The 23,097-nt window shown below is 67.5% G+C and carries 21 protein-coding genes; 10 read left to right on the top strand and 11 right to left on the bottom strand.

Annotation, left to right across the window (positions count from 1 at the left end; translation table 11 throughout):
• Window positions 1-6: 6 nt before the first annotated feature.
• From ACIHFD_RS04400 to ACIHFD_RS04385, 4 genes are all read right to left on the bottom strand, one after another.
• The gene (locus tag ACIHFD_RS04400) at window positions 7-411 is read right to left on the bottom strand and encodes a tautomerase family protein (RefSeq protein WP_397365556.1); all 405 of its coding nucleotides are present in this window, start codon (window positions 409-411) and stop codon (window positions 7-9) included.
• A 48-nt stretch (window positions 412-459) separates the two neighbouring features.
• Complete coding sequence (locus ACIHFD_RS04395; RefSeq protein ID WP_397365555.1) at window positions 460-1,263, bottom strand: MBL fold metallo-hydrolase; 804 nt, start codon at window positions 1,261-1,263, stop codon at window positions 460-462.
• A gap of 135 nt (window positions 1,264-1,398) precedes the next feature.
• Complete coding sequence (locus ACIHFD_RS04390; RefSeq protein ID WP_397365554.1) at window positions 1,399-2,241, bottom strand: LysR family transcriptional regulator; 843 nt, start codon at window positions 2,239-2,241, stop codon at window positions 1,399-1,401.
• Window positions 2,242-2,382: 141 nt separating this feature from the next.
• A complete protein-coding gene (locus ACIHFD_RS04385; RefSeq protein WP_397365553.1) occupies window positions 2,383-2,508 on the bottom strand; it encodes a hypothetical protein in 126 nt (41 codons plus the stop codon).
• Between the two features lie 9 nt (window positions 2,509-2,517).
• Here ACIHFD_RS04385 and ACIHFD_RS04380 point away from each other — a divergent pair, with 9 nt between their 5' ends.
• From ACIHFD_RS04380 to ACIHFD_RS04360, 5 genes are all read left to right on the top strand, one after another.
• Window positions 2,518-3,546, top strand: a complete 1,029-nt coding sequence (locus ACIHFD_RS04380) for a nitronate monooxygenase (RefSeq protein ID WP_397365552.1) — start codon at window positions 2,518-2,520, stop codon at window positions 3,544-3,546.
• Between the two features lie 373 nt (window positions 3,547-3,919).
• Window positions 3,920-5,161, top strand: a complete 1,242-nt coding sequence (locus tag ACIHFD_RS04375; RefSeq protein WP_397365551.1) for an MFS transporter — start codon at window positions 3,920-3,922, stop codon at window positions 5,159-5,161.
• A gap of 41 nt (window positions 5,162-5,202) precedes the next feature.
• A complete protein-coding gene (locus ACIHFD_RS04370; protein WP_397365550.1) occupies window positions 5,203-6,156 on the top strand; it encodes an alpha/beta hydrolase in 954 nt (317 codons plus the stop codon).
• Between the two features lie 149 nt (window positions 6,157-6,305).
• Entirely contained in the window at window positions 6,306-7,814 is a 1,509-nt protein-coding gene (locus ACIHFD_RS04365) for a CoA-acylating methylmalonate-semialdehyde dehydrogenase (RefSeq protein WP_397365549.1), read from the top strand.
• Between the two features lie 673 nt (window positions 7,815-8,487).
• Window positions 8,488-9,087 carry a dihydrofolate reductase family protein gene (locus ACIHFD_RS04360; protein ID WP_397365548.1) on the top strand — a complete coding sequence of 200 codons (600 nt, stop codon included), beginning with the start codon at window positions 8,488-8,490 and terminating at the stop codon, window positions 9,085-9,087.
• A gap of 140 nt (window positions 9,088-9,227) precedes the next feature.
• Here ACIHFD_RS04360 and ACIHFD_RS04355 read toward each other — a convergent pair whose 3' ends face one another.
• From ACIHFD_RS04355 to ACIHFD_RS04345, 3 genes are read right to left on the bottom strand one after another with little or no spacing between them, the layout of a single operon-like run.
• Entirely contained in the window at window positions 9,228-10,847 is a 1,620-nt protein-coding gene (locus ACIHFD_RS04355; RefSeq protein WP_397365547.1) for an integrase, read from the bottom strand.
• 19 nt (window positions 10,848-10,866) lie between these two features.
• Window positions 10,867-11,178, bottom strand: coding sequence for a helix-turn-helix domain-containing protein (locus tag ACIHFD_RS04350; RefSeq protein ID WP_397365546.1), 312 nt, complete (start codon window positions 11,176-11,178; stop codon window positions 10,867-10,869).
• Complete coding sequence (locus ACIHFD_RS04345) at window positions 11,175-12,107, bottom strand: tyrosine-type recombinase/integrase (RefSeq protein ID WP_397365545.1); 933 nt, start codon at window positions 12,105-12,107, stop codon at window positions 11,175-11,177. Before ACIHFD_RS04345 ends, ACIHFD_RS04350 begins: the two co-directional genes overlap by 4 nt.
• A gap of 265 nt (window positions 12,108-12,372) precedes the next feature.
• Here ACIHFD_RS04345 and ACIHFD_RS04340 point away from each other — a divergent pair, with 265 nt between their 5' ends.
• The 4 genes from ACIHFD_RS04340 (at window position 12,373) to ACIHFD_RS04325 (ending at window position 14,713) form a co-directional block, all read left to right on the top strand.
• The gene (locus ACIHFD_RS04340) at window positions 12,373-12,549 is read left to right on the top strand and encodes an ATP-binding protein (RefSeq protein WP_397365544.1); all 177 of its coding nucleotides are present in this window, start codon (window positions 12,373-12,375) and stop codon (window positions 12,547-12,549) included.
• Window positions 12,550-13,139: 590 nt separating this feature from the next.
• Window positions 13,140-13,529: a hypothetical protein gene (locus ACIHFD_RS04335; protein ID WP_397365543.1), complete on the top strand. Its 390-nt coding sequence runs from the start codon at window positions 13,140-13,142 to the stop codon at window positions 13,527-13,529.
• Between the two features lie 137 nt (window positions 13,530-13,666).
• Complete coding sequence (locus ACIHFD_RS04330) at window positions 13,667-14,041, top strand: hypothetical protein (protein WP_397365542.1); 375 nt, start codon at window positions 13,667-13,669, stop codon at window positions 14,039-14,041.
• A gap of 66 nt (window positions 14,042-14,107) precedes the next feature.
• The gene (locus tag ACIHFD_RS04325; protein WP_397365880.1) at window positions 14,108-14,713 is read left to right on the top strand and encodes a DUF6461 domain-containing protein; all 606 of its coding nucleotides are present in this window, start codon (window positions 14,108-14,110) and stop codon (window positions 14,711-14,713) included.
• A gap of 320 nt (window positions 14,714-15,033) precedes the next feature.
• On the opposite strand, the gene ACIHFD_RS04320 is transcribed toward ACIHFD_RS04325, so the two are convergent.
• Together ACIHFD_RS04320 and ACIHFD_RS04315 are read right to left on the bottom strand one after the other, a co-directional pair.
• Window positions 15,034-15,705 (bottom strand): hypothetical protein, encoded by a 672-nt coding sequence (locus ACIHFD_RS04320; protein WP_397365541.1) that lies wholly within the window; start codon window positions 15,703-15,705, stop codon window positions 15,034-15,036.
• An 8-nt stretch (window positions 15,706-15,713) separates the two neighbouring features.
• Window positions 15,714-18,572, bottom strand: coding sequence for a CHAT domain-containing protein (locus ACIHFD_RS04315; RefSeq protein WP_397365540.1), 2,859 nt, complete (start codon window positions 18,570-18,572; stop codon window positions 15,714-15,716).
• Window positions 18,573-20,019: 1,447 nt separating this feature from the next.
• Between ACIHFD_RS04315 and ACIHFD_RS04310 the strand changes: the two genes are divergently transcribed.
• Window positions 20,020-20,979, top strand: a complete 960-nt coding sequence (locus ACIHFD_RS04310; protein ID WP_397365539.1) for a LysR family transcriptional regulator — start codon at window positions 20,020-20,022, stop codon at window positions 20,977-20,979.
• A gap of 94 nt (window positions 20,980-21,073) precedes the next feature.
• Here ACIHFD_RS04310 and ACIHFD_RS04305 read toward each other — a convergent pair whose 3' ends face one another.
• Together ACIHFD_RS04305 and ACIHFD_RS04300 are read right to left on the bottom strand one after the other, a co-directional pair.
• Complete coding sequence (locus tag ACIHFD_RS04305) at window positions 21,074-21,817, bottom strand: SDR family oxidoreductase (RefSeq protein WP_397365538.1); 744 nt, start codon at window positions 21,815-21,817, stop codon at window positions 21,074-21,076.
• 56 nt (window positions 21,818-21,873) lie between these two features.
• Window positions 21,874-22,647: an oxidoreductase gene (locus tag ACIHFD_RS04300; RefSeq protein WP_397365537.1), complete on the bottom strand. Its 774-nt coding sequence runs from the start codon at window positions 22,645-22,647 to the stop codon at window positions 21,874-21,876.
• Window positions 22,648-23,097 lie beyond the last annotated feature (450 nt).

Genomic DNA, 23,097 nt, shown 5'->3' with positions numbered 1-23,097 from the left:
ACGTCGTCAGTGGCCGGGGACGGGCAGGACGCCCTCGGTGTACTGAGCGCGTCCGAAGCCGAACGACCAGTCCTGAGGGCCGTTCTCCACGATGCCGATGAAGACGTCCTCGCCGCTGATGCCGAGGGGTTCCAACTGCTCGGCGATGGCGTGGTAGACGCGTTGCTTGACCTCGGTGCTGCGCCCCGACTGGGTGAAGATCTGGATCATCGCCAGCCGGTCGGTTCGCTCGAAGCCCAGGCCGGCGTCGAGGGCAATGACATGATCCGCGTCGTGCTCGGTGATGATCTGGAACCTGTCCCGCTCAGGGATGTCCAGGACGTCCACGAGCGCCTGGTGCGTCGCGTCGGCGATCGCCCTCACCTCCTCGGGACGACGTCCGCGAATGAGATCGATCCGTACGAATGGCATGCTGTCGTTCCTTGCTCGTCTGTTGCTGATGTGTTCGGCGGTAGGGCGTCAGCGGGTCAGCCGCACCCACGTTCCATGGGCCGTGACCCGCAGCAGGGAGGTGAGGCCGGCTTCGTGGAAGGCCAGCTCGATCTCCGACAACCCCTCGGAGAAGTGGGCCCAGCCGTCGTAGTGGGCAGGGACCACGGTGTCCGCGCCGAGAACGGCTGCCGCGGCCGCGGCGCCGCGGCCGTTCAGTGACAGGGGCCGTCCGCCGAACTTCGCCGGTACGCGTGCCGCTCCTGCGTGCAGGACGGCCGTGTCGATGTCCGGCACCCGGCGGGAGATCTCCGCGACCACGCGGATCGAGGCGTTGTCGCCGCTCACGTACACGGTAGGAAGTCCATGCCCGGACAGCACGAACCCGGTGACCTCGCAGTTGATGTTGCCATCTGCGTCTCGTTCGCCGTCCTCGGGGCCGTGGACCGCGGGAACCGCCAGCACGGTCAGGTCGCCGCCTCCGTCCGCGCGAGGCACGGAGTGGACCGTCCACGGGGAGAGCCCGACGGCCGGTGATCCCAGCCGCCGGGCGGCCAGAGGCCCGGTGAGCACCAACGGGGCGGTACTCGCGAACGCGCGGCCACGTTCGTCCAGGTTGTCCGGATGCGCTTCGTGGCTGACCAGAACGAGGTCGACGGGCCCCACCCCGTTCTCGTCCACGGCAGGTCCGGCCGACTTGGTGAGGTAGCCGTGCGGGCCGGCCTCGTCGAAGGTCGGATCGGTGACGATGCGCAGGCCGCCCATATCGATCACGGCCGTCGGGCCGCCCAGGACGGTGATCGCGCATTCCTGCCGGGGCAGCCCTGTCCTCATCGCACCCCCAGCCGAACAGCGCTGATGGTTTTGCTCACGTCATCGACGCTAATGGCTCCCCGCTCGCGGCGGAAATGCCCATGGTGATCTGTCTATGCGTGTCAGGCATAGAGTCTCCTCGCCGGTTGGGGAGGATCATCCCGGGATGGCGGCCTCTAGGAACCGGCGGATGAGCGTCCGCTGGGCGTCGGGAGCGTAGACGAGGCTGACCGGGCTCGATGGTGCGTTGGTCAGAGGCACGAAGCGAAGGGCGGGGTGCTGGGTACGGTCCCGTGCGGCCTCGGGCACGATGCCGATTCCGCGGTTGGCGGCCACCGTCTCCAGCCATTCGTCGTAGTTGGCCGTGTCGATGATCTGGGCCGGACGCTGGTCCACCGGCCACGACCACGGACCAGTGGTACCGCTGACCGTGTTGACGACCAGCGGCCAGTACTGGACGTCCGTCCAGTCCAGATGACCAAGACGGGCCAGGTCACAGCGCTCGGAGCACACGGCGATGCGCGGCTCGTCGTACAGATGCACGATCCGCGCCCCTCTGGGTGCGTCGATGTCGCCCCGGACCAGCGCGATGTCGACGGTGCGCCGGCGCAGTGCCTGGAGAGGATCGTCGGTCCTGGTCAGCTCGACCGACGCGCCGGTGGCCTCCTCGAAGTGGCTGACGGTCCGCTGTGCCCAGGGAGCGGGCAGCAGCCAGCTGAATCCGAGCCGGAGGGTGACGCGGTGGCGTACGGCGGCGAGGGCCTGGTCGAGCGTCGCGAGGACGCGCTCAGCGTGGACGAGGAATTCCGCGCCGGTGTCGGTCAGCGCGACGTGCCGTGAGGACCGGTCGAGCAGGCGGACGCACAGACCGCCCTCCAGTTGCGCGATCGTACGGCTCAGCGCCGGCTGCGTGATCAGCAGCTCCTCGGCGGCACGGGAGAACGAGCGATGGCGGGCCACGCACGTGAAGGCCCTCAGGTGACGCAGTTCGACGTCCATGCCTCCTACGCCCCTTCGCCGCATCCATGCCCGACATGCATAGCGGCAGCTTAACCGGCATTTCACAGGCATACACGCGCTGCCTAGCCTGAGAGCCGGCCATTGAACGCCGCTGCTCGCCGCCCCGCCGCTGAGCTATGGCTACCACCAGGCGCTCCTGCTGGGCAGCGCGATGGTCGCCGCGGTCGCGGCCGCCGTCCTCTGCGTCCGCTCGCCGCACCACCTCGCCGCCGGGACGTCGGCGGCCTGGCATTCGTACGTTGACAAGGAGTCGTCGTGACCACCCTGCTGTCCGGCATCGGAGCGGACCTTCCCATCATCGCGGCCCCGATGGCCGGTGGACCGAGCACGCCCACGTTGGTCATCGCCGCCGCCCGAGCGGGCGGCCTGGGCTTTCTGGCCGGCGGGTACAAGACCGCACAAGCACTCGCCGGGCAGATCCACACCACGCGCGCGGAGGGTGTCGTCTTCGGCGTCAACCTCTTCGTGCCCCATCAGGTCCCCGTCTCCCCGGAGGCGTACCGGCGATACGCGCCGGAGGTGCAGGCGGAGGCCGAACGCTATGGGCTCACCCTGCCTGAGGAGCCGATCGAGGATGATGATTACTGGGCGGACAAGATCGACCTGCTCACCTCGGCTCCCGTGCCCTGGGTCTCCTTCACCTTCGGCATCCCGGACCGTGTGGTCGTCAGTGCTCTGCACAGGGCCGGGAGCACCGTTCTGCAGTGCGTCACCTCGGCCGATGAAGCCCGTCGAGCGGCTGAGGCCGGCGTCGACGCGCTGGTCGTACAGGCGCCGGCCGCCGGCGGGCACTCGGCCACGCTCACGCCGGCGAGGTCGCCCGCGCCGGTCTGGCTGCCCGACCTGACCGCCCGCGTGCGCCGCGCTGTGGCCCTGCCCGTCATCGCCGCCGGTGGGATCGCCACCGCCGCCGGCGTGGCGGCCGCACTACGCGCGGGCGCGGAAGCCACCATGGTCGGCACCGTCCTGCTGCGCACGCACGAGAGCGGGGCGTCCGCACCGCACAAGGCCGCCCTGGCCGACCCCGCCTTCGACGCCACCGTCGTCACCCGCGCCTTCACCGGGCGGCCCGCACGCGCCCTGCGCAACCACTTCACCGACCGGTACGACCCGATCGCCCCGGCGGGCTACCCCGCTCTCCACCACCTCACAAGCCCGCTCCGCAAGGCCGCCACCGCAGCCGGGGACACACGCCTGATCCACCTGTGGGCCGGAACCGGTTACCGCCAAGCAAGGGCCGAGCCCGCCGCGGATACCTTTGCGCGACTCGCTGACCAGCTATGAGAGTGAGGTCAGCGATCAAACCGGTTCACTTGCTTGATGCTCGTCGGCCATCGAAGAGTTCTCTGTCAGAGATGGATGTCATCGCAAAGAATCGTTGGCTCTGAAATCTCGGCAAGCCTACAGTCTCCCCAACGCCGCACCGCCGGCCCGACAGACGCTCAGACCGAGGAAACTCCGCCTCGCCGAGCGCGCCCTCACCCCCCGCCTTCAAAACCGAGCATCCCGCCCCTCAGCCACTTACACGTCTGAGCGAGAGAACGAAGATTGGCACGACATGACGAGTTCCTCCCAGGGCAAACCCACGACGAATCAGCCGGACTCGGGACCCGTAGCGTCCTCTATCTCACCTGGGCCGCCGACTGCGTCCCTCGCTGTGCCATCCGAGAGTGAGCTTCCCCCGGTAGGCAAGTCGTTCATCTTCGCGTTCGCGTTCGCGTACGCAGGGTTCTGGGTCGCCTGCCTGATGCCCGGCACGGTCTCCTTGGCACTTAAGGTGCGGGCTCTGGTCGGACCCGAGGACGCCGCAAACGCGTTGAGTGTCATCATCGGTGTGGGTGTCCTCCTTCCTCTGGTTCTGATGCCAGTGGTGGGGCGGCTGAGTGACCGAACGACAGCACGCATCGGCATGCGCCGTCCGTACCTTCTCATTGGCGCGGTTGGAGTCGTCGCGCTGGGAGCGGTGATGGCGCTCGCGCCGAATGTGCCAGTACTGCTCATCGCATTCGCGATGTACAGCGTCGCGGCTAACCTGATCGGTACCCCGCTGCTTGCGGTCATCGCCGACCGGGTGCCGGTGCATCAGCGTGGCCTGGTATCGGGTCTGGTCGGTCTCACACTCCCGCTGGCGATGATCGGCGGTACGTTCATCATCCAGCTTGTCGCCACCAGCACTTTGCTGACGTTCCTGCTGCCGCCGATCATCGCGGCTCTGAGCGTTCTGGTGTTCATTGGCCTGGTCAACGATCGCCGACTCTCCAAGGATGCCCCCAAACCAAGACTGTCGGTGCGTGAGATCGCGGGGACGTTCTGGGTGAACCCTCTCCGGCACCCGGACTTCGCGTGGGTGTGGTTCGGCCGTCTCCTGTTCGTGATCGGTTACGGTTTCCTCACCACCTACCAGGCGTTCTTTCTGCTCAATCACCTCGGATCCGGCCCGGACGAGGTGCCGCGACAGATCTTCGTCGCGAGTCTGGTGCTGTCGATCACTACGATCCTCACCAGCGTCACTGGTGGCAAGCTGTCGGATTTGCTTCGCCGCCGGAAGGTGTTCGTGCTGACTTCTGCGGCGGTCTACGGTGTCGCGCTGGTCATCGCATCGCTGGTAACGGGGTTCAACGGTTACTTGCTCGCGATGGGGATCGCGGGCATCGGCTATGGAGCATTCCTCGCTGTTGACCTCGCACTGGTCACCGATGTTCTTCCGGACAAAGCGAACGTGGGTAAAGACATGGCGGTCTTCAACATGTCCAGCACGCTCGCCAATGCCCTCGCTCCCGCGGCAGCTCCGTTCATCCTCCTTCTGGGAGGCGGGTCCTACTCCACGTTGTTCGCCGTCGCCGGCGGTGTCGCGATCCTCGGCGGCATCGCAATCCTTCCGGTACGTGGCGTTCGCTGACGACCCCTCGGCGCTGCCCCCCTGCATCCCCAAGGACAAAAATGCCGATCGATCCGCACCTGCGACCGCTTCTGCCCTTCGGCCATCCGCCGAAGGTCATCGAAGATCTGGAGCTCTTCCGAGCGCAGATGAAGCAGGACAACGACGCCGCATTCGACAAGTTCGGCCGACCCGGTCCGCGCGTCGCCGAGCGCCGAGTCCTGAGTATCGGTCCGCCCGGCGAGAATGTGCGGGCGATCCTTTACCGGCCGACCACCGCCGGACCTCATCCAGTGCATATCTTCTTGCACGGAGGAGGGTGGGTGATCAACAGCGCATTTTCGAAGGACTCGGAAGCCATCAGTCGCTACCGGTGCGTACATGCAGATTGCATTGTCATTTCCATCGACTACCGAAAAGCGCCGGAGCACCCCTTTCCAACGCCCGTGTACGACGCAGTATCGGTCATGAACTGGGTGCACGACTACAGTGCCGAGATCGGTGCGCTTCCCGGCGCGATTTCCGTCGGCGGCCAATCATCGGGCGCCAACATCGCCGCGGCGGCAACGCTCATGCTGCGGGACAAAGGGCGGGACGACATCGCCTACCAACTCCTGGAGGTTCCCGCTCTGGACCTGACCTACAGCCGCCCGCGGGAGGAGGGCGACGAGCTGCCTTTGTCGATGTCCGACGTACGCACGTTCTGCGCGCTCTACCTCGGTGACAGCGGTAACGGTAGTGATCCGTTCGCTTCCCCTCTGTTGGCCCGCGACCTCACGGGGCTCCCACCGGCATACATCGCGATCGCTGAATACGACGTTCTCCGTGGGGATGGCGAATGGTACGCGCAGCGATTGCGCGACGCGGGTGTCCCCGTCGAGCTCTACCTGGGAGAAGGACATGTCCACATCTCCCCGTCTATGACCGGGCTGTTGGCCTCAGCGAGGGTATGGCGGGAGGTGGCGACCGCGGCGCTGCGGGCAGCCAACCTGCGGTTGCGCGACTCGACACGGTGACCGTACGCCCGCCGAGTAGCACCTCGTCCCCGTCCTACCGATGATCGCGGTGCCCACGACTGCCGGGAGCAGATCGGAAGCGGCCCAGTTCGCCGTGGTGCCCACCGCCGATGAGATCCAGAACCTCTACTCCCTTTCCAGGAGCCACGATGACCACCAAAGCGACACACATCGACCACTACATCGACGGCCGTCTCGACGATCGCGGTGCCCAGCACCGCGGTGAGGTGTACAACCCGGCCACCGGCCAGGTGACCGGCCTGGTCGCGCTGGGAACGGCCGCGGATGTGGACGCAGCGGCCCGGGCCGCCGCCGCGGCGTTCGAGACCTGGTCCATTACCCCGCCCCACATCCGGGCCCGCATCCTGTTCCGGTTCCGGCACCTGGTGGAACGGGAGGCCAACCGGCTGGCCGCGATCATCACGGCCGAGCACGGCAAGGTGCTCGACGACGCCAAGGGAGAGATCGTCCGCGGTCTCGAGGTCGTCGAGTTCGCCTGCGGCATCCCTCAGCAACTGAAGGGGGAGTTCTCCGAGAACGTCGCCCGCGCGGTGGACGCGGTGTCCCTGCGTCAGCCGCTCGGTGTGGTTGCGGGCATCTCGCCGTTCAACTTCCCCGCCATGGTGCCCATGTGGATGTTCCCCGTGGCGCTCGCCTGCGGGAACACCTTCGTGATGAAGCCGTCGGAGAAGGACCCCACCCTCAGCGTGGAGCTGGCCATGCTGCTCGCCGAGGCCGGCCTGCCCCAGGGCGTGTTCAATGTCGTGCACGGGGACAAGACCGCGGTGGACGCCCTCCTCGCGCATGAAGACATCGAAGCCGTCAGTTTCGTCGGCTCCACGCCCATCGCCGAGTACGTCCACAAGACGGCCACGATCAACGGCAAGCGCGTCCAGGCACTCGGCGGCGCCAAGAACCACATGGTCGTCATGCCCGATGCCGACCTCGACCAGGCCGTCGCCGCACTGATGGGCGCCGCCTACGGCTCTGCGGGTGAGCGGTGCATGGCGATCTCGGTCGTCGTCCCCGTAGGAGAGGACACCGCGAACGCCTTGTGTGAGCGCATCGTCGCGGCCCTCGCCGACCTGAAGATCGGGCCCGGCACGGAGGACGGAGTCATGATGGGCCCCTTGGTGACCAAGGCCCACCGGGACAAGGTGGTCGGCTACCTCGACATAGGCACCGCCGAAGGCGCCGACCTGGTCGTCGACGGCCGCCTCACCTCGCTCCCCGGGCATGAGGGCGGATTCTTCCTCGGCGGCTCACTCTTCGACCACGTCACCCCGGACATGCGGGTCTATCGAGAGGAGATCTTCGGGCCAGTGCTGTCGATGGTGCGCGCCCAGTCGTTCACCGAGGCGGTGGAACTGGTCAACGACCACGAGTTCGGCAACGGTACAGCGATCTTCACCGCCGACGGCAACACCGCCCGCACCTTCCTGGCCAAGGTCAAGGCGGGCATGGTCGGCATCAATGTGCCAATCCCGGTGCCCATGGCCTTCCACTCCTTCGGCGGCTGGAAGCGATCCCTGTTCGGTGACCACCACATCCACGGCCCCGAAGGTGTGCGCTTCTACACCCGTTACAAGACCGCGACCACCCGCTGGCCCAACGACAGCCAGATACGCATGGAGTTCGCGATGCCGACCCATTCCTGAAAGCCGCCGTCAAGCCGATCTCGTCGCCAGGGGCTGGCTAGCAGGCCGGCCGGCCGGACAAGCCTCATTGATGATCACGCTGAAGGAGAGCCATTGTGAGTCTGAGAATCGTCGTCTGCGTGACGCACGTACCCGACGCTGCTGGAGATCAGCGCTTCGCCGATGACCTGACTGTGGCCCGGGGGTCTGTCCAGTGTGACCGTACAGTCCCGGTTGCCGGTCGTGTTCACCAGCAGAACTCATCGCCTGCGCGGTGACATCGGTATCTGTTCACCGGGGCGGCCAGGGGACAAGGTGGACTTCATCGAAGACATCAAGATCCACACCTCCCGCGGTGCAGGCGTGCGAGGTCGCTGGCGGGCGCGACGTCGCCATCGCCAGCGGCGGCGCGACGGTGAACCAACGCCTCGCCGAGGGGCTCATCGACGAGCTGCGCCTACACCTCGCGACGTCCACATGATCATGGCGGATGCTCTGGTGGCATCCAGGTTTGGTTGGCGAGCGATGAGTTCGCCGATCGTCGGCGGTCTTCCCATCGGGAAGGCACACACCGGAACGAGAGGATCCACGAAGACCATGACCGGGAAGGCGCACGACTGCGCCTCTGGTGGGCTTCAGGGCGCCGTCGACTCGGTGAACCAGCGGGACCTGAGCAACATGAAGGAGTTTGATCATGACCGTGAGCGCCAGCTTTTGTATGTCCCTCGACGGGTTCGTGGCCCGTCCGGACAACAGCGTCGGCCCTCTGTTCGACTGGTATAACAACGGCGACGTCGAGGTGCCGATGGTCGGCTACCCGATCACGTTTCGGGTCGCCGCGGCCAGCGCGGACTATCTGCGGGCGCAAATGGACTTCGCCCGGGACAGCGCGTTCGTCTGCGGCCGGCGGGTGTTCGACTACACCGGCGGCTGGGGCGGCAACCCGCCCGGCGGCGGACGCGCGTTCGTGGTGACCCACCGCGAACCTCCCACGGACTGGCCCGCGGAACGGCTGGCACCCTTCACGTTCGTCCACGACGGCGTCGCCAGCGCGATCAGTCAAGCCAAGGCCGCCGGCGACGGCAACGTCGGCGTCTCCGGCCCGAATATCGCACAGCAGTGCCTCAACCTCGGCCTGCTGGATGAGGTCCGGATCGATCTGGTCCCTGTGTTCGTCGGCGAGGGCATCCGCTACTTCGAAAACATCCAGAACGAGAAGGCTGAGCTTGAACGCCTCGAGGTGGTCGAGGGCGAAGGTGTGACACACCTGCGTTTCCGCGTGCACTACCGCTGACCGACCTCTGTCCGCGTCGTGGGCTTGGACCGCCAAGAACCCAAATCCGCTGCGAATGGTGACCCCGAGCAGCTCGGTGACGTCGTGATCTTCTGGATGCATCGCAGCAAGGATAGGCGTCACCTTGGCCGGTCAGCCGATCATCGTGCGGGCAGGCGGTCGGGATCGACATGATCGGAGAGATAGATCATGACGCCTTCCGGGTGCATCCCGAAGGCTGCGGCGACGAGCTTTGCGTCCATCGAGTTGACCAGGTCGATCAGGCGGGTGGAGCGAAGCATCCGTGGTGAGATGCCGGCCGGGTCCAGGACATGACTGACATAGGCGACCGAGGCCGGGTTCCGACCGGCCTTGGTGCCCTTGGTGACCATCAGATGCGGGTTGCCGGTGCGTTGAGTCTCGCGGTGAGCCACGCACCGCTGCACCGTGGTCCAGCTGACCGGATCCAGGGGCACCGGGCGAGGACGTTGCCCCAGGCGGATGGCACGGTCCGCCGGATCGATGTCATCCAGCCGCAGGTGGCGGACCTCGCTACAGGAGGCGCCATGCAACAGGGCGAGAACGCCCAGCAGAGCCTCGTGCGGGTGGACAGCCGGGTCGGAGGTCCACCGCTGGAAGAGGCGTCGCTGATGGTCCAGGGTGAGAGTCTTGCCGGTGAAGCCCTTGGGAGCCTTCGCCGACAGTCCGTCGGTGGGATCGATCAGGATCATCTTGTGGCTCTTGGCAAAGCGGAAGAACTGCCGGGTGATCTGCAGCCGCCGGGGCCGGTTCTTGGGCTGAGCGGCCAGGAACGCCTCGATGTCGTGCACGTCGACCAGAGCCCAATCCTGCTTGCCGCGCGCGCTGACGTGCTGGGCCAGGTCACGCAGGGTGGACAGCTTGATGTCCAGGGTGACGTCGGCGCGGGGCAGCGTCCCGGCCCGGCGGGCGCGCTCGCGGGAGCGCAGCAGGAAGGTGTTGAAGGCCTCCGCCGCGGGCCGCAGCGGCTCAGGGACGGTGTCGATCCGGCGTCGACGGCGTCCGGCGGCCAGCCGTTCGGCGTGATCGGTGGCCAGTGCAAGACCGCGTTCAGTGAAGAAGATCTCCAGCCCTCGGGCCAATGGCCCCATGGAGCGGCCGGGCAAGCGAGCCCGCTCCAGCAGGGCTTGGGGACAGTTGGAATGTTCGTCGTCCAGCAGCCGTCCTAACTGGCCGATCAGGCCGCAGGCCCGGGCCGGAGAGTGACCGGCGGCCAGGTGACCGATGAGCTCGCCGAGCCAGGGTGGCGGCTCAGTCAGCCGGGCGATGAGGTTCTCACCAGCGACGAAGGGCCGTTCGGGGCGGCGCTGCCAGCAGGCCGAGCACAGGCCGTGGCCAGCATGCGGGCGCAGCTGCCCGCAGTCGTCACAGACGCGTGGCGGGTCTTTTGCCTGGCGAGGACGTGAACAGGTCCCGCACCAGCCGGTGGATTGGCGCAGATACCCTGGGCGGCCGCAGCGCGGGCACAGTTGCTGCGCCGCCCGCTGCCGCGCCTTGCGGGTGCAGTCCCGGCACAGCGTCGCCTCCGGCGAGCGGACGGGATGCCCGCACTCGGTGCAGACGCGCGAGCACGCGATGCACCGGCCGGTGTCGGCCTGCAGCACCCGTTGCCTTCCACAGGCTGGGCAGGGCGCCTTGGCGGCCGCTTCGTTGAGCCGGCTCAGGCCTCGGCAGCAGTGCAGGCGGCCGATGATGCCGACCGGGCCACCGCAGTCCACACAGTCGCGTTGCCGTTGGCCCATCGCCGTCCTCCCGCTCAGGTCACAGCGGGGGCATGGACCGGCCGCCGCTGGAAGCGGCCGTGGGCTCGGCTACCTGCTGCTGCGGCCGGACGGGCTGCTCGACGGGAGTGGTGTCCACCTCGAACAGGTCGTTGGGGCTGCACTCCAGCGCGGTGCACAACGCGGCCAGGGTGGACAGCTTGACCTGCGTGGGCTCCTTGGTCAGCAGCGCCGACACTGATGCCGCCGACAGCTCCAGACCGGCCTTATCGGCCAGCAGACGCCGCAGTTGAGCGCCGGTCCACACCTCGCGCTGCGCGGCGGCCATCCGCAGTTTCCACCGGATCTTCATGCGGTCGGCTCTCCCTGTCCGGTCAACTCGCCCAGGGTGGTGGTCACCGCCCGGCGATAGGCATCTTCGATGAACGTGGCCGACGGCCGGACATATCGCATCGTCGAGCTCACCGTCCAGTGCCCTAGCAGTTGCTGGATGGCCACCAGGTCCACGCCGCGTTCGTAGTTGTGGGTGGCGCACGCCCGGCGCAGCGCATGCGGGCTGAACCACTCGGTCTGCGGCCGGCCCTCTAGCTGCATGAGATAGCGCAGCCGGTTACGGATGGTGCCGCGATGCAGTGCCCCGCCGGACTCATCGGCGAACAGCACCGGCGAGTCGGGGAAGCGGCCACGCACGTCATTGAGGAACCAGCGCAGCACCAGGTCCAGCCCGTCCAGCATCGGCACCCACCGCGGCCGCGGGCCGGAGGTGTGAGCGCCCTTGCCGAAGCGGACATGCAGCTTGCCGAACGGGCCCCGGGTGAAGTGCACGTCCGGCTGGTCCAGCAGCGCGGCCTCCTCCGACCGCAGCCCGGCGTGATACAGGGTGCGAAACAACGCGTAATCCCGCGCCGCCGGCCCGTACTTGCGGGCGGTGGCGATGCGCTCCTTGAGGAAGTCGAAGAAGCCGCTCACCCGCTCCGGCGTCGGCGGCGGCAGCGTGGCGGGAGAGTCATCGCCGACATGCCGGGAGGCGTTGAACTCATCCACCGGGCAGACCAGCCGCATCCCGAACGCGGCCTCGATCTCGACGGCCTTACGCACCTGCAGAAATCGGTGAAACCCCTTGAAGATCTGCACATACTCGCGCCGCGTCGAAGCGGCGCGACCGGCCACCGCCAGGTCACCGACCACCCGATCGATGTCCTCGGGGGTGACCTCCCACGCCGGACGACCCAGCGCGGCCAAGGTCTGCTCCAGCAGCCCGGTGTCGTTCTCGATGGTCACCGGGCTGAACCCCCGAGCGGCCCACGAGGCCACGAACGCCTCGACGCACCGCGCCTGATACCCCATCGGGTCGCTAGCCAGAGGCTCGAGCGGGAGCGCCCCGCCCTCCAGCACCCGCAGTCGAGACCGCGCCACCGGCACACCTTCCTCACACCGGAAGAATGAAGGCAGCGCCTAACATACGCCTCTCACACCTCAGGAATCAGGGAAACCAGAAAGAACCCAGAAGGCCCAGCTAGCAGCCGAGATCCTCCGACAGGAACATGTGCCACCCCCAGATGAATGGGGCCAGGTCTTCACCGACGAAGTCCTGGCCACCGCGATCCTCGACCGGTTCCTGCATCACTGCGACGTGATCTCCATCAACGGTCCCAGCTGGCGGTTGAAAGACCGACTCGCCACGTCCGATCCATCACCTACACCACCATCTGTGACAGAATGATCACGCTGGAGCACGCCTACATGTGAGGTCGTACGCCCAACTACATGTGAGGTAGTACGCCGACAGGCGGTGAGTTCACCATGCACCCGCCGATATCCCCAGCCGGGGTTCTCCCGAATCAGGCGCAGGACGAGAGTGCGGATGGAGCGGACCGTGGGTGGGTGCCCAGGCTGCTTCGGCCGGCAGGTGCGGGCATGACGCCGTAGCATCAGATCGCGGTGCCGGCGCTGGACGGTGTCCGGCCGGACGGGGAGTCGCAGTCGGCGCAGGACCTCGCGGGGCAACGAGGTCAGCAGGGCGGTAAGAAAGGCTCGGTCCTCAGGTGCGAATCCTTGTCCCGATCGCCCATGGGCAGCAATCGCAGCGCGGCGAACGTGTTCGTGATGGTGAGGTAGGCCAGGCGAAGGAGCACGGCTGATCATCATGCCGCACTTGGTTCCGTCTCCTGGATGGCCGGAGCTCGCGCACACCACGCGAAGCTCTCGCAGGGTCATGACCTGGGCGGATGTAATTATGGGCAGATGCACTGCGCAGCGGCCTGATGTCTCCTTGACCTATCACTTCAGTATTCGGCGAATATTCCCTCGGGGATGACCATGAATGACTTTGATCGCGACGAGTTTGTGAGCCTGGAAGAACAGATCCGGCGAACTCGTGAGATCCTTTGGAAGATGCCCTCTGCGCGACGATTCATTCAGGCGCTCGACGCGGAGGCCGAGCAAGACGGCGAAACCTACATCAGCATGTTCGAATATCTGCTCGAGGTCGTTGCCGAAGTGTTTATGCCAGCCGTGGAGGAGGGTGACGACAAGGACGTGATCAGGTCCTTCCTCGACATCTGCGAAGAGCTTCTCGGCATGAACAGCAGCCTTCTTAGGGAAAATGTCGACGATCTCGTGGCAAAGCTGCTCATTCGAGATTATCCTCATCTTATTTCGCAGAGCGGCCCGCAGCTACAGAAACTCATCGCCACTCACTGAGACGATTCAGAGCTCCAACAATCGTCACCGCCCGCGGTGCGGAACCCCCGCAGGCGACCGATCCGAAGCTGGATCGGCAAGGTCAGCCCATCACCGAGAAATTCCCCGGCAATTACGACGTGATACCCAGGGTCCCCTTGACCAGGCGGGCGAACAGCGAGCTCGCCCCCGACGGTGTGCTGCTGAACGGGGAGAACCGCACCCAGATGACCTGGTACTGTCCGAACCTCACCGGGGCCGGCCCAGGCAAGGAGTGCGATGAATATCCGTTCCGCTCCACCTTCCAAGCGCTCGGCGTCGAGGGCAAAATGGTCAACAATGTCTGGACGCCTACGTTCAACGCCTCACTTCGCATGGTGAACGCGGCGCACAACGGAGCCGCCGGTCGCGATCTGGGGGCTTTCTACTCTTGCTATCGCGTCTTCACTTCGAGATCCCGTGAAGTCGGCGCAGGCAACTGGCCGTCCAACGCCTTCTGGGTCAGAATCCGCACGGGCACGCCACCGTCATAACTCCACAGTCAGGAGGGGGCGTCTCCGGGATGCCCCTCCTGGCGCACCGACAATCGGGAGGTGATCATGCGGTCGCCGACGTACCTGCACGACCTTCTGGTCTCGACTCTCTTCACCGAAGAACTCGATCACGACATGGACCTGTGGTCGCTGGGATTCAGCGCCCTTTGGATCAAGGGAGCGGATCTCGACACCCTCGCCCAAGCCTTCTCCTTGGACCCTTCCACCCGCACCCCGAGCCACCTGAGCGAAATCCTCGACCACAACGGCGACGACGGTTCTCTCTGGGTAGCCGAGGCCGGAGGTTGGATGGGCATCCTGCCGGCACGTTCAGACGACGCTTTCCTGCTGTCGCTGACCGAAGGAGGCCGTCACGCCCTCAGCTTCAGCATGGACATCAACGGCCATGACAGCTTCAAGTACATCCGGGACGGGGACACCATCGTCTCTTTCTGGCCCACCTGGCCCGACTCCAAGCACGGCAGCGACCCGCACGCGCTCGATCACCTGATGGATGGGCTGCGCTTTCAGGTCAGTGGCGATGACAACCCCGTGGAAGAGGACGAGAGCATCAGCTCGACCCTGGCGTTGATCGGCCGCATAACGGAAACGGACATGGCCGCTGGCTGGCTTGAGGCGGTGCACTCTCGCATTGGACTGACCCGAAGGTGATGGGGCTAGTCTCCGACCGCCCTGCGGGCGGCCCGTTCCGGGCTGAAAGTCGGGGTGGCCGTCCGACCTGCCGCCGCAGCACCGCCACCTCATGACGCACCACCATGATCTCTGCGTCCTTCGACGTCGGCCGCGGCCCAGCGACATCAGCCAGCCGAACACCCGAAGCGTGATCAGATAGAGCAGGCGAATAGGCACAAGACGCGATCTTTCCTGCGGGTGCGAACCCCATCGAACCACAGGTCAGAGCCGTCGTGGTTGTGCTTTTGACGCGGTCCAGGCCGGCTTCAAAAGGCATGGACGGCGTTCGCCTTGTCGCGCTACTGGTCGAGCCGGTGTTCGCCGTCGATGCTCCCGCTCCGGGCCAGGAGGGGGAGCAGTCCCGCGACACCGGCCATCCGGACCTTCGCCCGCAGCTGAAACCTCGCGGTAACCGGTTCGCCTGCCGGGGCGGCGACCAGGAGACGCAGGTCGCGGTCCGCGTGCAGGTATCCCTTGTCCAGAGCGAGAAAGTCCCAGTAGCCGCGGGTGAAGCCGGTGCCGGAGGAGACGATCTGCGGGTAGTACACGGTGCGTTTGTGTGAATACTGCGGCGTCAGGTCGGCGCTGAGGACGTTCGGGACAACGTGGAACTTCAGGCCGACCCCGATGGTCGTGGTCAACTCCACGGGACGGTCGTCAACCACTTCTCGGGGGACCATGTCGGAGATGCGGGCCTGTGGCGTCGGGGTGAGGTCGACCATGAGCCTGGACCACTGGAAGCGGCAGCGGGGGTCGGAGTGCACCGCGCAGGTAAGGGGCACGTCGTAGCCCGCGAGGCCCTCATCGCCGTGGACCACGGTCGATGGGCCTTTGGCCAGCGCGATGCGGTTGCGCCGAAGGGCGAGACGGATGTCCTCGTCGCCGAGGATGTCCATGACCTGACCCGTTCCGCGCTCGTCGCCGAGCGCGTCGCTGTCCAGGTCGAACTCGGCCTCGATGATCGTGTCCAAATTCTCTCCTAGTCCCAGTCTCCGAGCAGCGTGAAGGGCGCCCAGTGATGCAATAACTTCCAACGGTGATCGTGGTCACGCGTTTCCACGATGGCCCGGCGCAGCGCCTCAGCCTTGGTCGGCACAGCCGCGCTGTGGAGGTTCTCGTAGAAACGCGTCATCAGGTATCCGGCCGAGTCGTCGGGCACGCGCCACAGGCTGGCCAGAACGGTGCTGGTACCGGCGGAGAGGAAGCCGCGTACGAGGCCCTGGACGTCGTCGCCCGGATGGTGCCCGCTGACCCCTGTCTCGCAGCCGCTGAGCGTGGCCAGCCGCGGGCCGCGCACCATCGTCGCCACCTCGCGGGCGGTGAGGACGGTGCCGTCGCCCAGACACAGCCCCGACGCCAGCGGATCGGCGGCGTCGAACCGGGCATGCCCGGCGTAATGTGCGATGTCGGCTCCCTGGAAGGCATCCATGATCGCCGCACAGGTCACCCGCGCACCGAGCACGGGAGTGGTGTCCAAGAGCGCGGCCACCGCCTCGGCCTCGGACCTGGCATGGGGAAGATCGCCGGTCGGGTCGCCGAACACAGCATATGGCGATCCGCCGGGCACGGTCTGCCTCGCGGCGGCCGCGCGAGAGGCGCGCAGCACCGAGGCGCTGGCGGTATAGCTGACAGGGTTGCGCTCGATCAGGTACCGATCGTCGAGGCGCAAGGCATGCAGCGGGAGGTAGTGCAGCAGCCCGTGCGGCGCCAGCACGACCGGTTCGTCCGGGCTCGACCATTGTGCGATCGGCGAGACCAGGGGATCGTGGCCGTGCCACAACTCCTCCAGCCCACCGAGCACCATCTCGCGGACGCGGCCGGCGCTGCCGAAGTTGGTCAGGGTGAAGCGCCGCAGTCCGGCGCGGTCCAGCGGGACGCGTACCGCTCGGGGCCGGTCCCAATCGGCTCGTGCCCCGATGACCAGGACGCCATCGACGGTGGTGAAGTATTCGACGAACAGCAGCGGCGTACCCGCCGTGGCCAGCACGGCCTGGAACGCGGGCCAAGCGAGCGGCTCCTCGTCCTCGCCGCCGAGGCGTTCGGCCAGCGCACGGGCCTTGCCGCGCTCGGCGAAGTCGAAGGCGTCCACCGGCTTGCCGAGTGTCACGCAGGTGGCCACCATCCGTTCGTACACCTCGACCCGGGCTTCGCCGCCCAGAAAGCGCAGCCGTTCCTCCTCGCTGTCGAAGCTGGCCCTGCCCCGCTCCAGGCGTTCGATCGCGGAGCGGTAGTAGCCGCAGGCCCGTTGCAGGTCTTCGCGGCTGCCGTCCTGTTCGTACGCCTTCCCCGCGGCCAGGTAGGACGCCCGCAGGAAGGCGTCGGAGTTCAGCTGCTCGGCTCGGGCTACCAGCGTGCCGAGTTCGCGGCGGGCGGCCTCGACCTCGCCCCTGCTCAGCCGGATCAGCGCCAGCCCGAGCCCGGCGTTGATCCCCATGGACGCGTGGGACTGCGCCGCCAGGTCCAGCGCCTTTCTGTACCACGGCTCGGCCTCGTCCAGCCTGTCCTGCAGGCGATACAGGTTCGCCATGCCCCCGAGCGCCATGAGGCGGGCGCCCACGTCGGCGCCCTCGGCCGGCTCCAGCGCGCTCCGCAGCGTGGTCTCGGCCTCTCCGTAGCGGCGCAGCCGGACCAGGGAGGTCGCGTAGTTGTAGGTGGCCATGAACTCCCGGCCCCGGTCCTTCGCCGCCGCGGCCACCTGCCGGGCCCGGTCGAGCAGGCCGAGGGCGGATTCGTCGTCGTGGAGCAGCGTCCCGGCCAGGTTCGCCTTGAACATCAGGAAATCAGTCAATTCACCGATCACGACGCCCCGCAAGACGGCGGCTAGCCCCTTGTCCTGGGCGGACACGACCGCGGACCGGGCCAGTACACCCGTGGTCCAGGACTCGCAGTGGCTCCTCAACCCGTTGTCGCCGTCCAGCTTTGCCAGGCCCGAGTCCGCGACCGCGCACGCGCCGCTGATGTCGCCGATGTCCCGCCTGATCCGTCCCTCGATCAAGAGCAGGTGGACGGCGTCGTACTCGGCGCGGGCCGCCAGCACCTGTTCACCGAGGGGGCCCACGCCCGGATTCTCGCGCTTGAGGAAGGCTGGCAGACGCTCACTCACCACCTGCTGGGCGTGTTCGACAGTGGCGAGGCCCTCGTCGTGGCGGCCCGCGCTGTGCAGGTTGGTCGCCAGATCGCTGAGCGCACCCAGTTCGCGGGCCACCATCCCGCGCCTGCGGTACAGGCGCATGGCCCACCGATCCCACCGGAGGGCGGCGTGGGGCTTGTGGGTCAACGCGAACGTGGCGCCGACGAAGTGAACGACAGGCGCCCGCTCGGCACCGCGCTGTAACAACGCGATGGGCAGGGGCAGAACCGCCAGCAGCCGGGCGCGCCGAGCCGACCCGCCGCGTGTCGCTGTCCGGGCCCCTTCCCGTAAAAGTTCGCTCACCAGCCTCAGCACGAGCCCTTCGGCGAGGGCGCCCGCCAGGGCGGGGACGGCATACCAAGTGAAGATTGTCGCGTCGGGAGCGAAGAAGGCACCGACCACGGCGACCGCGATCACGATCTCGGCCAGCCCGCGCACAGTCGCGGCCACCGCCAGGGCGACGATCCATGGCGTCGCGGCCCACGCCATCAGCGACTCCTGCCCAGCCCAGCACGCGAACGCCAGCGGCACCGCGGTCAACATCGGGGGCAGCCGCCAGACACCGCCTTGACGGAGCCGCTCACGAGTCGCCAGCAGCCCGAGGAACACCGCCCAGGCGACCCCGACCAGCGCCAACCAGCGCGGCAGGCCGGCGACGACCAGGTCGCCGAGCATCCCCACCGCAACGGAGGCGCACACGAAAACCACGCCGAACCACCTGGCCGCATGCCTCACATCCGGCTCCCGTTCGAAGGGCCGACTCCTTGCTGCGGAGCGGGGTCCTCCACGAACGTCGAACGCGATGCCTCACCTGGAAGGTCGGACACGGCCCCGATGCGTCCGGTCGGGCGCTCTCGCAGTCATCAAACAACCGCACCGCGTACACGGCAAGGCCCTTGCGCGTCCGAGATCGGCCTTCGACACCGAACAGGGGAACCAGCGCGCTCATGTGCCCGAAGAGACCTTTCTGACCTGTGTGAACAGGCCACGCCAGCCTGCCGGAGGCGTCCCGCGGTTCCTCGTCGCCAACGCGTCCGCTGGGCCCGAGGACGGCTGCTGTCGGCGAACGGGAAGGTCACACCCTGGTCGTCCCCCGCGAGCACTGTCGCGACCCGACCGACATCGACCCGGACCGCGCGGGCCTGCTGATGCGGGGTGCTGTGCACACCGCCGCCCTCCTGCGGCGCGCGCTGGAACCGGGCGGGATGAATATCTGGCACGCCACGGCCCTATGGCCTGGCAGATCTTGATCGTTACCGTCTGAGCGGTTGCTCAAAACCGGTTGAGCGACTGCTCAAGCCGGGGGTTAGCTGGAGATCCAGCGTGTCTACGAACCCGCAGGTCGGACGCTGTGGCTGAATATTCGAGCCGCACACGAGGATCTCCGGTCTCTTCGGCATATGTTCAGGTCGGTGATCCGCTCGGGGTCTGTGATCGGGGCCGGGACGGGAAGCAGCGGGGCCGCTTGGGCCCGGGCTTGGTGGGCGCCGTGCTGGTTGTGGATTCGTTCATACTCGCGCAGAGCATGGCGCAGATGACGTTCGTTCCACAGCAGGCGACGGTCGAGGAGTTCGCGGCGACAGGACTGCGCCCATCGCTCCATGATCGAGTCATGGTCAGCCGTTTAGATCGCGGTGAATCTGCCGTCCGCCGCGACCACGGTGCACGTGATGAGACCTGGAGCGCGGCCAGGCGAGGAAGCAGAGCACGCCGGCGATCTCCTCGGGTTGGGCCGCCCGGCCGGGTGGCTGGGCACGGGCGGGGTCATGTCCGCATGACGGACGCGAGGAGCGCCAGCTTGTCGGCGCTGTCGGTGCCGGGGTCGGGGTGGAGGACGACGAGCGTCTGGCCTGTCGCGCCGCTGACGCTCAGTCCGCGCGGGCTACCGATGCGGTGGCGGGCGAGGGTAGTTCCGCGGATCGCTTATCACGGCGAGGATGCGGCGCGCACCGGTGAGCCGGCTCTGTGGCCGGTACCGACAGAGCGGAACGGCGTCACCTTTGGGAAGGGTTCGGGACGGGAGTGTGTTGAGGCGAGGGTGCCGGGTGGGCTGAAGAATGTTCATCGCCGGTCGTGGAATCCGGCTGACGTGAGTGGTTCGGGACACGATGACGACGGGGTGGGTCACGCTTCGCCCCAGGAGGGATGGGAGCTGATGAGCCTTCGCCAGTTCGAGTACGCCCTGGCGGTCGCGGCGGAGGGCTCGGTGACGGCGGCGGCGGAGTTGTTGCAAGTTGCCCAGCCGTCGATGTCCCAGCAGATCCGCAACCTGGAGCGTGACCTCGGCGTGACGCTGTTCGCCCGGACGTCGGCCGGACTGGTGCCCACCGCGGTCGGCCGGGCGTTCCTGAAGGAGGCGGAGGTCGCGGTGAACGCGGCTCGGCGGGCGCGGGCAACGGCGCGGGCCGGCGCGGATGACCTGGTGGGGGAGCTGGTCGTCGCGGCGCAGCTGGGCTTCGGCACGCGGCAGCTGCCGGGCGCGCTGAGCGTGCTGCGGCGCCGCTTCCCGCGGCTGGAGGTCACCGTCTTCGAGGAGTCGAGCTCCGCTGAGCTGGATCGGCTGTGCCGCAGGGGTGCGCTGGGCCTCGCCCTGATGGCCGCGTGCGAGCGGAGCCCCGCGGACGCCCACCGCCTCGGCGAGGAGGAGTTCGTCGTGGTGCTGGGCGCCGGGCACCGGCAGCTCGCCGCGGACCGGGTCGAGCTGCGCGAGCTGGAAGGGGAGCCGTGGGTCAGGTTCGACCGCGACAGCGCACTGGACGGCGTGCTGCTGGAGGTGTCGCGGAACGACGGGCTGACCCCGGCCACGGTCGCCCGCGTGTCCCAGACGGCGACAGCCGTTCGGTGGGCCGCCCACGGCCTGGGGGTGACGCTCGTCCCGGCCTCCGCGGTGCCCCGCGGTTATGAGCACCTCGCGCGTCCGATGTTCCCGGCTGTGTCCCAGCCTGTCATCGCCGTGGTCCGGTCCGACGCGGGCCCGGCGGCGACCGCTCTGCTGGAGCTCCTGCGTCAGGAGACCTGGGACAGCTCCGCCTCCTTTCGCCGGTCAGGCACTGAGGCCGGTGAGCCGCACGATGAGATTGCCGCGGTGAACGCCGCCGAACAGCTCGTGCTGTGATCGCTCGTTCCAATGAGCGTTCGAGGATGGTGTGAGGGAAAGGTGATCCGGCCCGCGGTGTGCCATGAGGCGTAGTGGCCGGGCGTGGGGCCGGTCAGAGTTGGGTGACTCCGCCGTCCACGGCGAGCTCGACGCCCGCGGTGTATGTCGCGTCGAAGGCGAGGAACGCGGCCGCGGTGGCGATCTCGTCGAGGGTGCCGAAACGCCGCATGGGATTGTCCGCGACGCGCTCCGCCTTGAACTGCTTGGCGTCCTCCTTGGTCATGGAGCGTTCCAGAATGCCCGTGTCGATGGGACCGGGGCTGATCGCGTTGACGCGAATTCTGCGCGGAAGCAGCTCGCGGGAGAAGCTGCGGGCCAGGGAGCGCACCGCCGCCTTGCCGGCTGCGTAGACGCTGGTGTCCAGCATGCCGACGGCGCCGGCGACCGAGGTGGTGAGGACGACGCCGGCACCCGTGTTCAGCAGCGGGGCGAGCTTCTGCACGGTGAAGAAGGCGCCCTTGACGTTGATCGCGAACAGCTCGTCGTACACCTCCTCGGTCGTCGACTCGAAAGGCGTCAGGAGCGTGATGCCCGCGTTGACGAACAGGGCGTCGATCGTGCCGAGCTCGGCCTTCACCTGGTCTGCCAGGGCGTCCAGGTCGGACAGTGAGGACACGTCGCCGCGGAAGGCCACCACGTTCTCGCCCAACCGCTCCCGTGCGGCGTCGAGCGTGGCCTGAGAACGGCCGGTGATCACCACGCGGGCTCCGCCGTCCGCCAGGAACTTCGCGATCGCGAGCCCGATGCCGCTGCTGCCACCGGTGACCACTACATTCTTGTCGCTGTATTTTTCCATGCCATTATTCCTTCGTTGTTCGATGTGAAAGTACGACGCCGAATTTCTTTTCGGCGTCAGTTCCTGGGGTATTCGCCGCCGTCCACGGAGAAATAGGTCCCGGTGAGCCAGCTCGCCCGGTCGGACACGAGGAACAGCACCGCGTTGGCGATGTCGTCAGGCCGGCCGTCGCGCCCGAGCGGGGGTGTGGCGGTCGCGCCCGATTCCGCGTTGCCGCTCGCCCACCGCCTCCGCGTCTCCTCGCCGCCGGGCGTGGCGGTCCTGCCGGGGCCCAGGGCGTTGACCCGGACTCCGAACGGGGCCAGCTCCGCGGCCAGGGCCCGGCTGTAGCTCTCCAGCCCCGCCTTCGCCGCCTGGTAGTGCGCGAACGCCGGCACCGGCGGGAGGAGCGCGGCCGTGGAGATGTGCACGATCGCCCCCGATCCTCGTTCCCGCATCCCCGGTGCCAGCAGCGAGTTCAGTCGCACCGCCGCCAGGAGGTTCAGCTCCAGCGTGTCCTGCCAGTCCTCGGCGGGGATCGTCATGGCGCTGCCGCCCGCGTTGGCCCGCGCACCACCCGCGTTGTGGACCAGGATGTCCACCCCGCCGAGCGTCTCCTGCACGGCCGTGGCCAGCGCCTCCGTCCCGGTCTGTGTCCGGATGTCGGCCGTCACGAAGGCGGCTCCCTCCGGCGCCGTGTACGTGGTCGACCTGGCGGTGGCCAAGACCTCGACGCCCGCGTCCAGGAGCTGGCGTACGACGGCCGCTCCGATTCCGCGGGAACCACCTGTGACCAGGGCTCGCTTTCCTTTAAGCTCTCGCGGCTCAGCTCCGTTTTCGACCGTGGTCATGCTGCCATTCCTTTCGATTGTTTGCTCATTCGCTCGGCGCGGGCACAGCGCGAATCTTTCGAGCAATCGCGGTGTGCGCCTCGTCGACCCGATTCACGGTACGTCCGGAAAAGAACGAGAGGCAAAGATGAAATATCAGCAGCTGCCATAGGGAATTCCTATGGGCGTCGCGGCTGCCGATGCCGCGAGGCCTGCTGTCGCCACGGTGTTCGCCCTGCCTGGGCCGGGGCTGCCCGGGTGGTGACGTCGGCGGCCTGGCCGTATGCTGCACGCTCTGACGCGACGCGTGGTATTCGGGCCAGAGACCGTCGTGACGGCGGCTCGTTTGAGCACCATCTGACCGAACAAGCCGGCAATTGTGGGCGGAAGTGTTGTCATGGCAGACCCTCTACGCGACGGAGACCCAGCCCAGGTCGGCCTGTACCGCTTCGAAATCCATCGCGTCGGGCT

The organism is Nonomuraea sp. NPDC051941, assembly GCF_044593615.1.
This window is presented reverse-complemented; position numbering and strand designations above follow the sequence as displayed.

Bases quoted from the DNA above. Each gene is read 5' to 3' on its own strand.
- ACIHFD_RS04400 (WP_397365556.1), bottom strand. From the start codon at position 411: ATGCCATTCGTACGGATCGATCTCATTCGCGGACGTCGTCCCGAGGAG.
- ACIHFD_RS04395 (WP_397365555.1), bottom strand. From the start codon at position 1,263: ATGAGGACAGGGCTGCCCCGGCAGGAATGCGCGATCACCGTCCTGGGC.
- ACIHFD_RS04390 (WP_397365554.1), bottom strand. From the start codon at position 2,241: ATGGACGTCGAACTGCGTCACCTGAGGGCCTTCACGTGCGTGGCCCGC.
- ACIHFD_RS04370 (WP_397365550.1), top strand. From the start codon at position 5,203: ATGCCGATCGATCCGCACCTGCGACCGCTTCTGCCCTTCGGCCATCCG.
- ACIHFD_RS04365 (WP_397365549.1), top strand. From the start codon at position 6,306: ATGACCACCAAAGCGACACACATCGACCACTACATCGACGGCCGTCTC.
- ACIHFD_RS04360 (WP_397365548.1), top strand. From the start codon at position 8,488: ATGACCGTGAGCGCCAGCTTTTGTATGTCCCTCGACGGGTTCGTGGCC.
- ACIHFD_RS04355 (WP_397365547.1), bottom strand. From the start codon at position 10,847: ATGGGCCAACGGCAACGCGACTGTGTGGACTGCGGTGGCCCGGTCGGC.
- ACIHFD_RS04350 (WP_397365546.1), bottom strand. From the start codon at position 11,178: ATGAAGATCCGGTGGAAACTGCGGATGGCCGCCGCGCAGCGCGAGGTG.
- ACIHFD_RS04335 (WP_397365543.1), top strand. From the start codon at position 13,140: ATGACCATGAATGACTTTGATCGCGACGAGTTTGTGAGCCTGGAAGAA.
- ACIHFD_RS04325 (WP_397365880.1), top strand. From the start codon at position 14,108: ATGCGGTCGCCGACGTACCTGCACGACCTTCTGGTCTCGACTCTCTTC.
- ACIHFD_RS04310 (WP_397365539.1), top strand. From the start codon at position 20,020: ATGAGCCTTCGCCAGTTCGAGTACGCCCTGGCGGTCGCGGCGGAGGGC.
- ACIHFD_RS04305 (WP_397365538.1), bottom strand. From the start codon at position 21,817: ATGGAAAAATACAGCGACAAGAATGTAGTGGTCACCGGTGGCAGCAGC.
- ACIHFD_RS04300 (WP_397365537.1), bottom strand. From the start codon at position 22,647: ATGACCACGGTCGAAAACGGAGCTGAGCCGCGAGAGCTTAAAGGAAAG.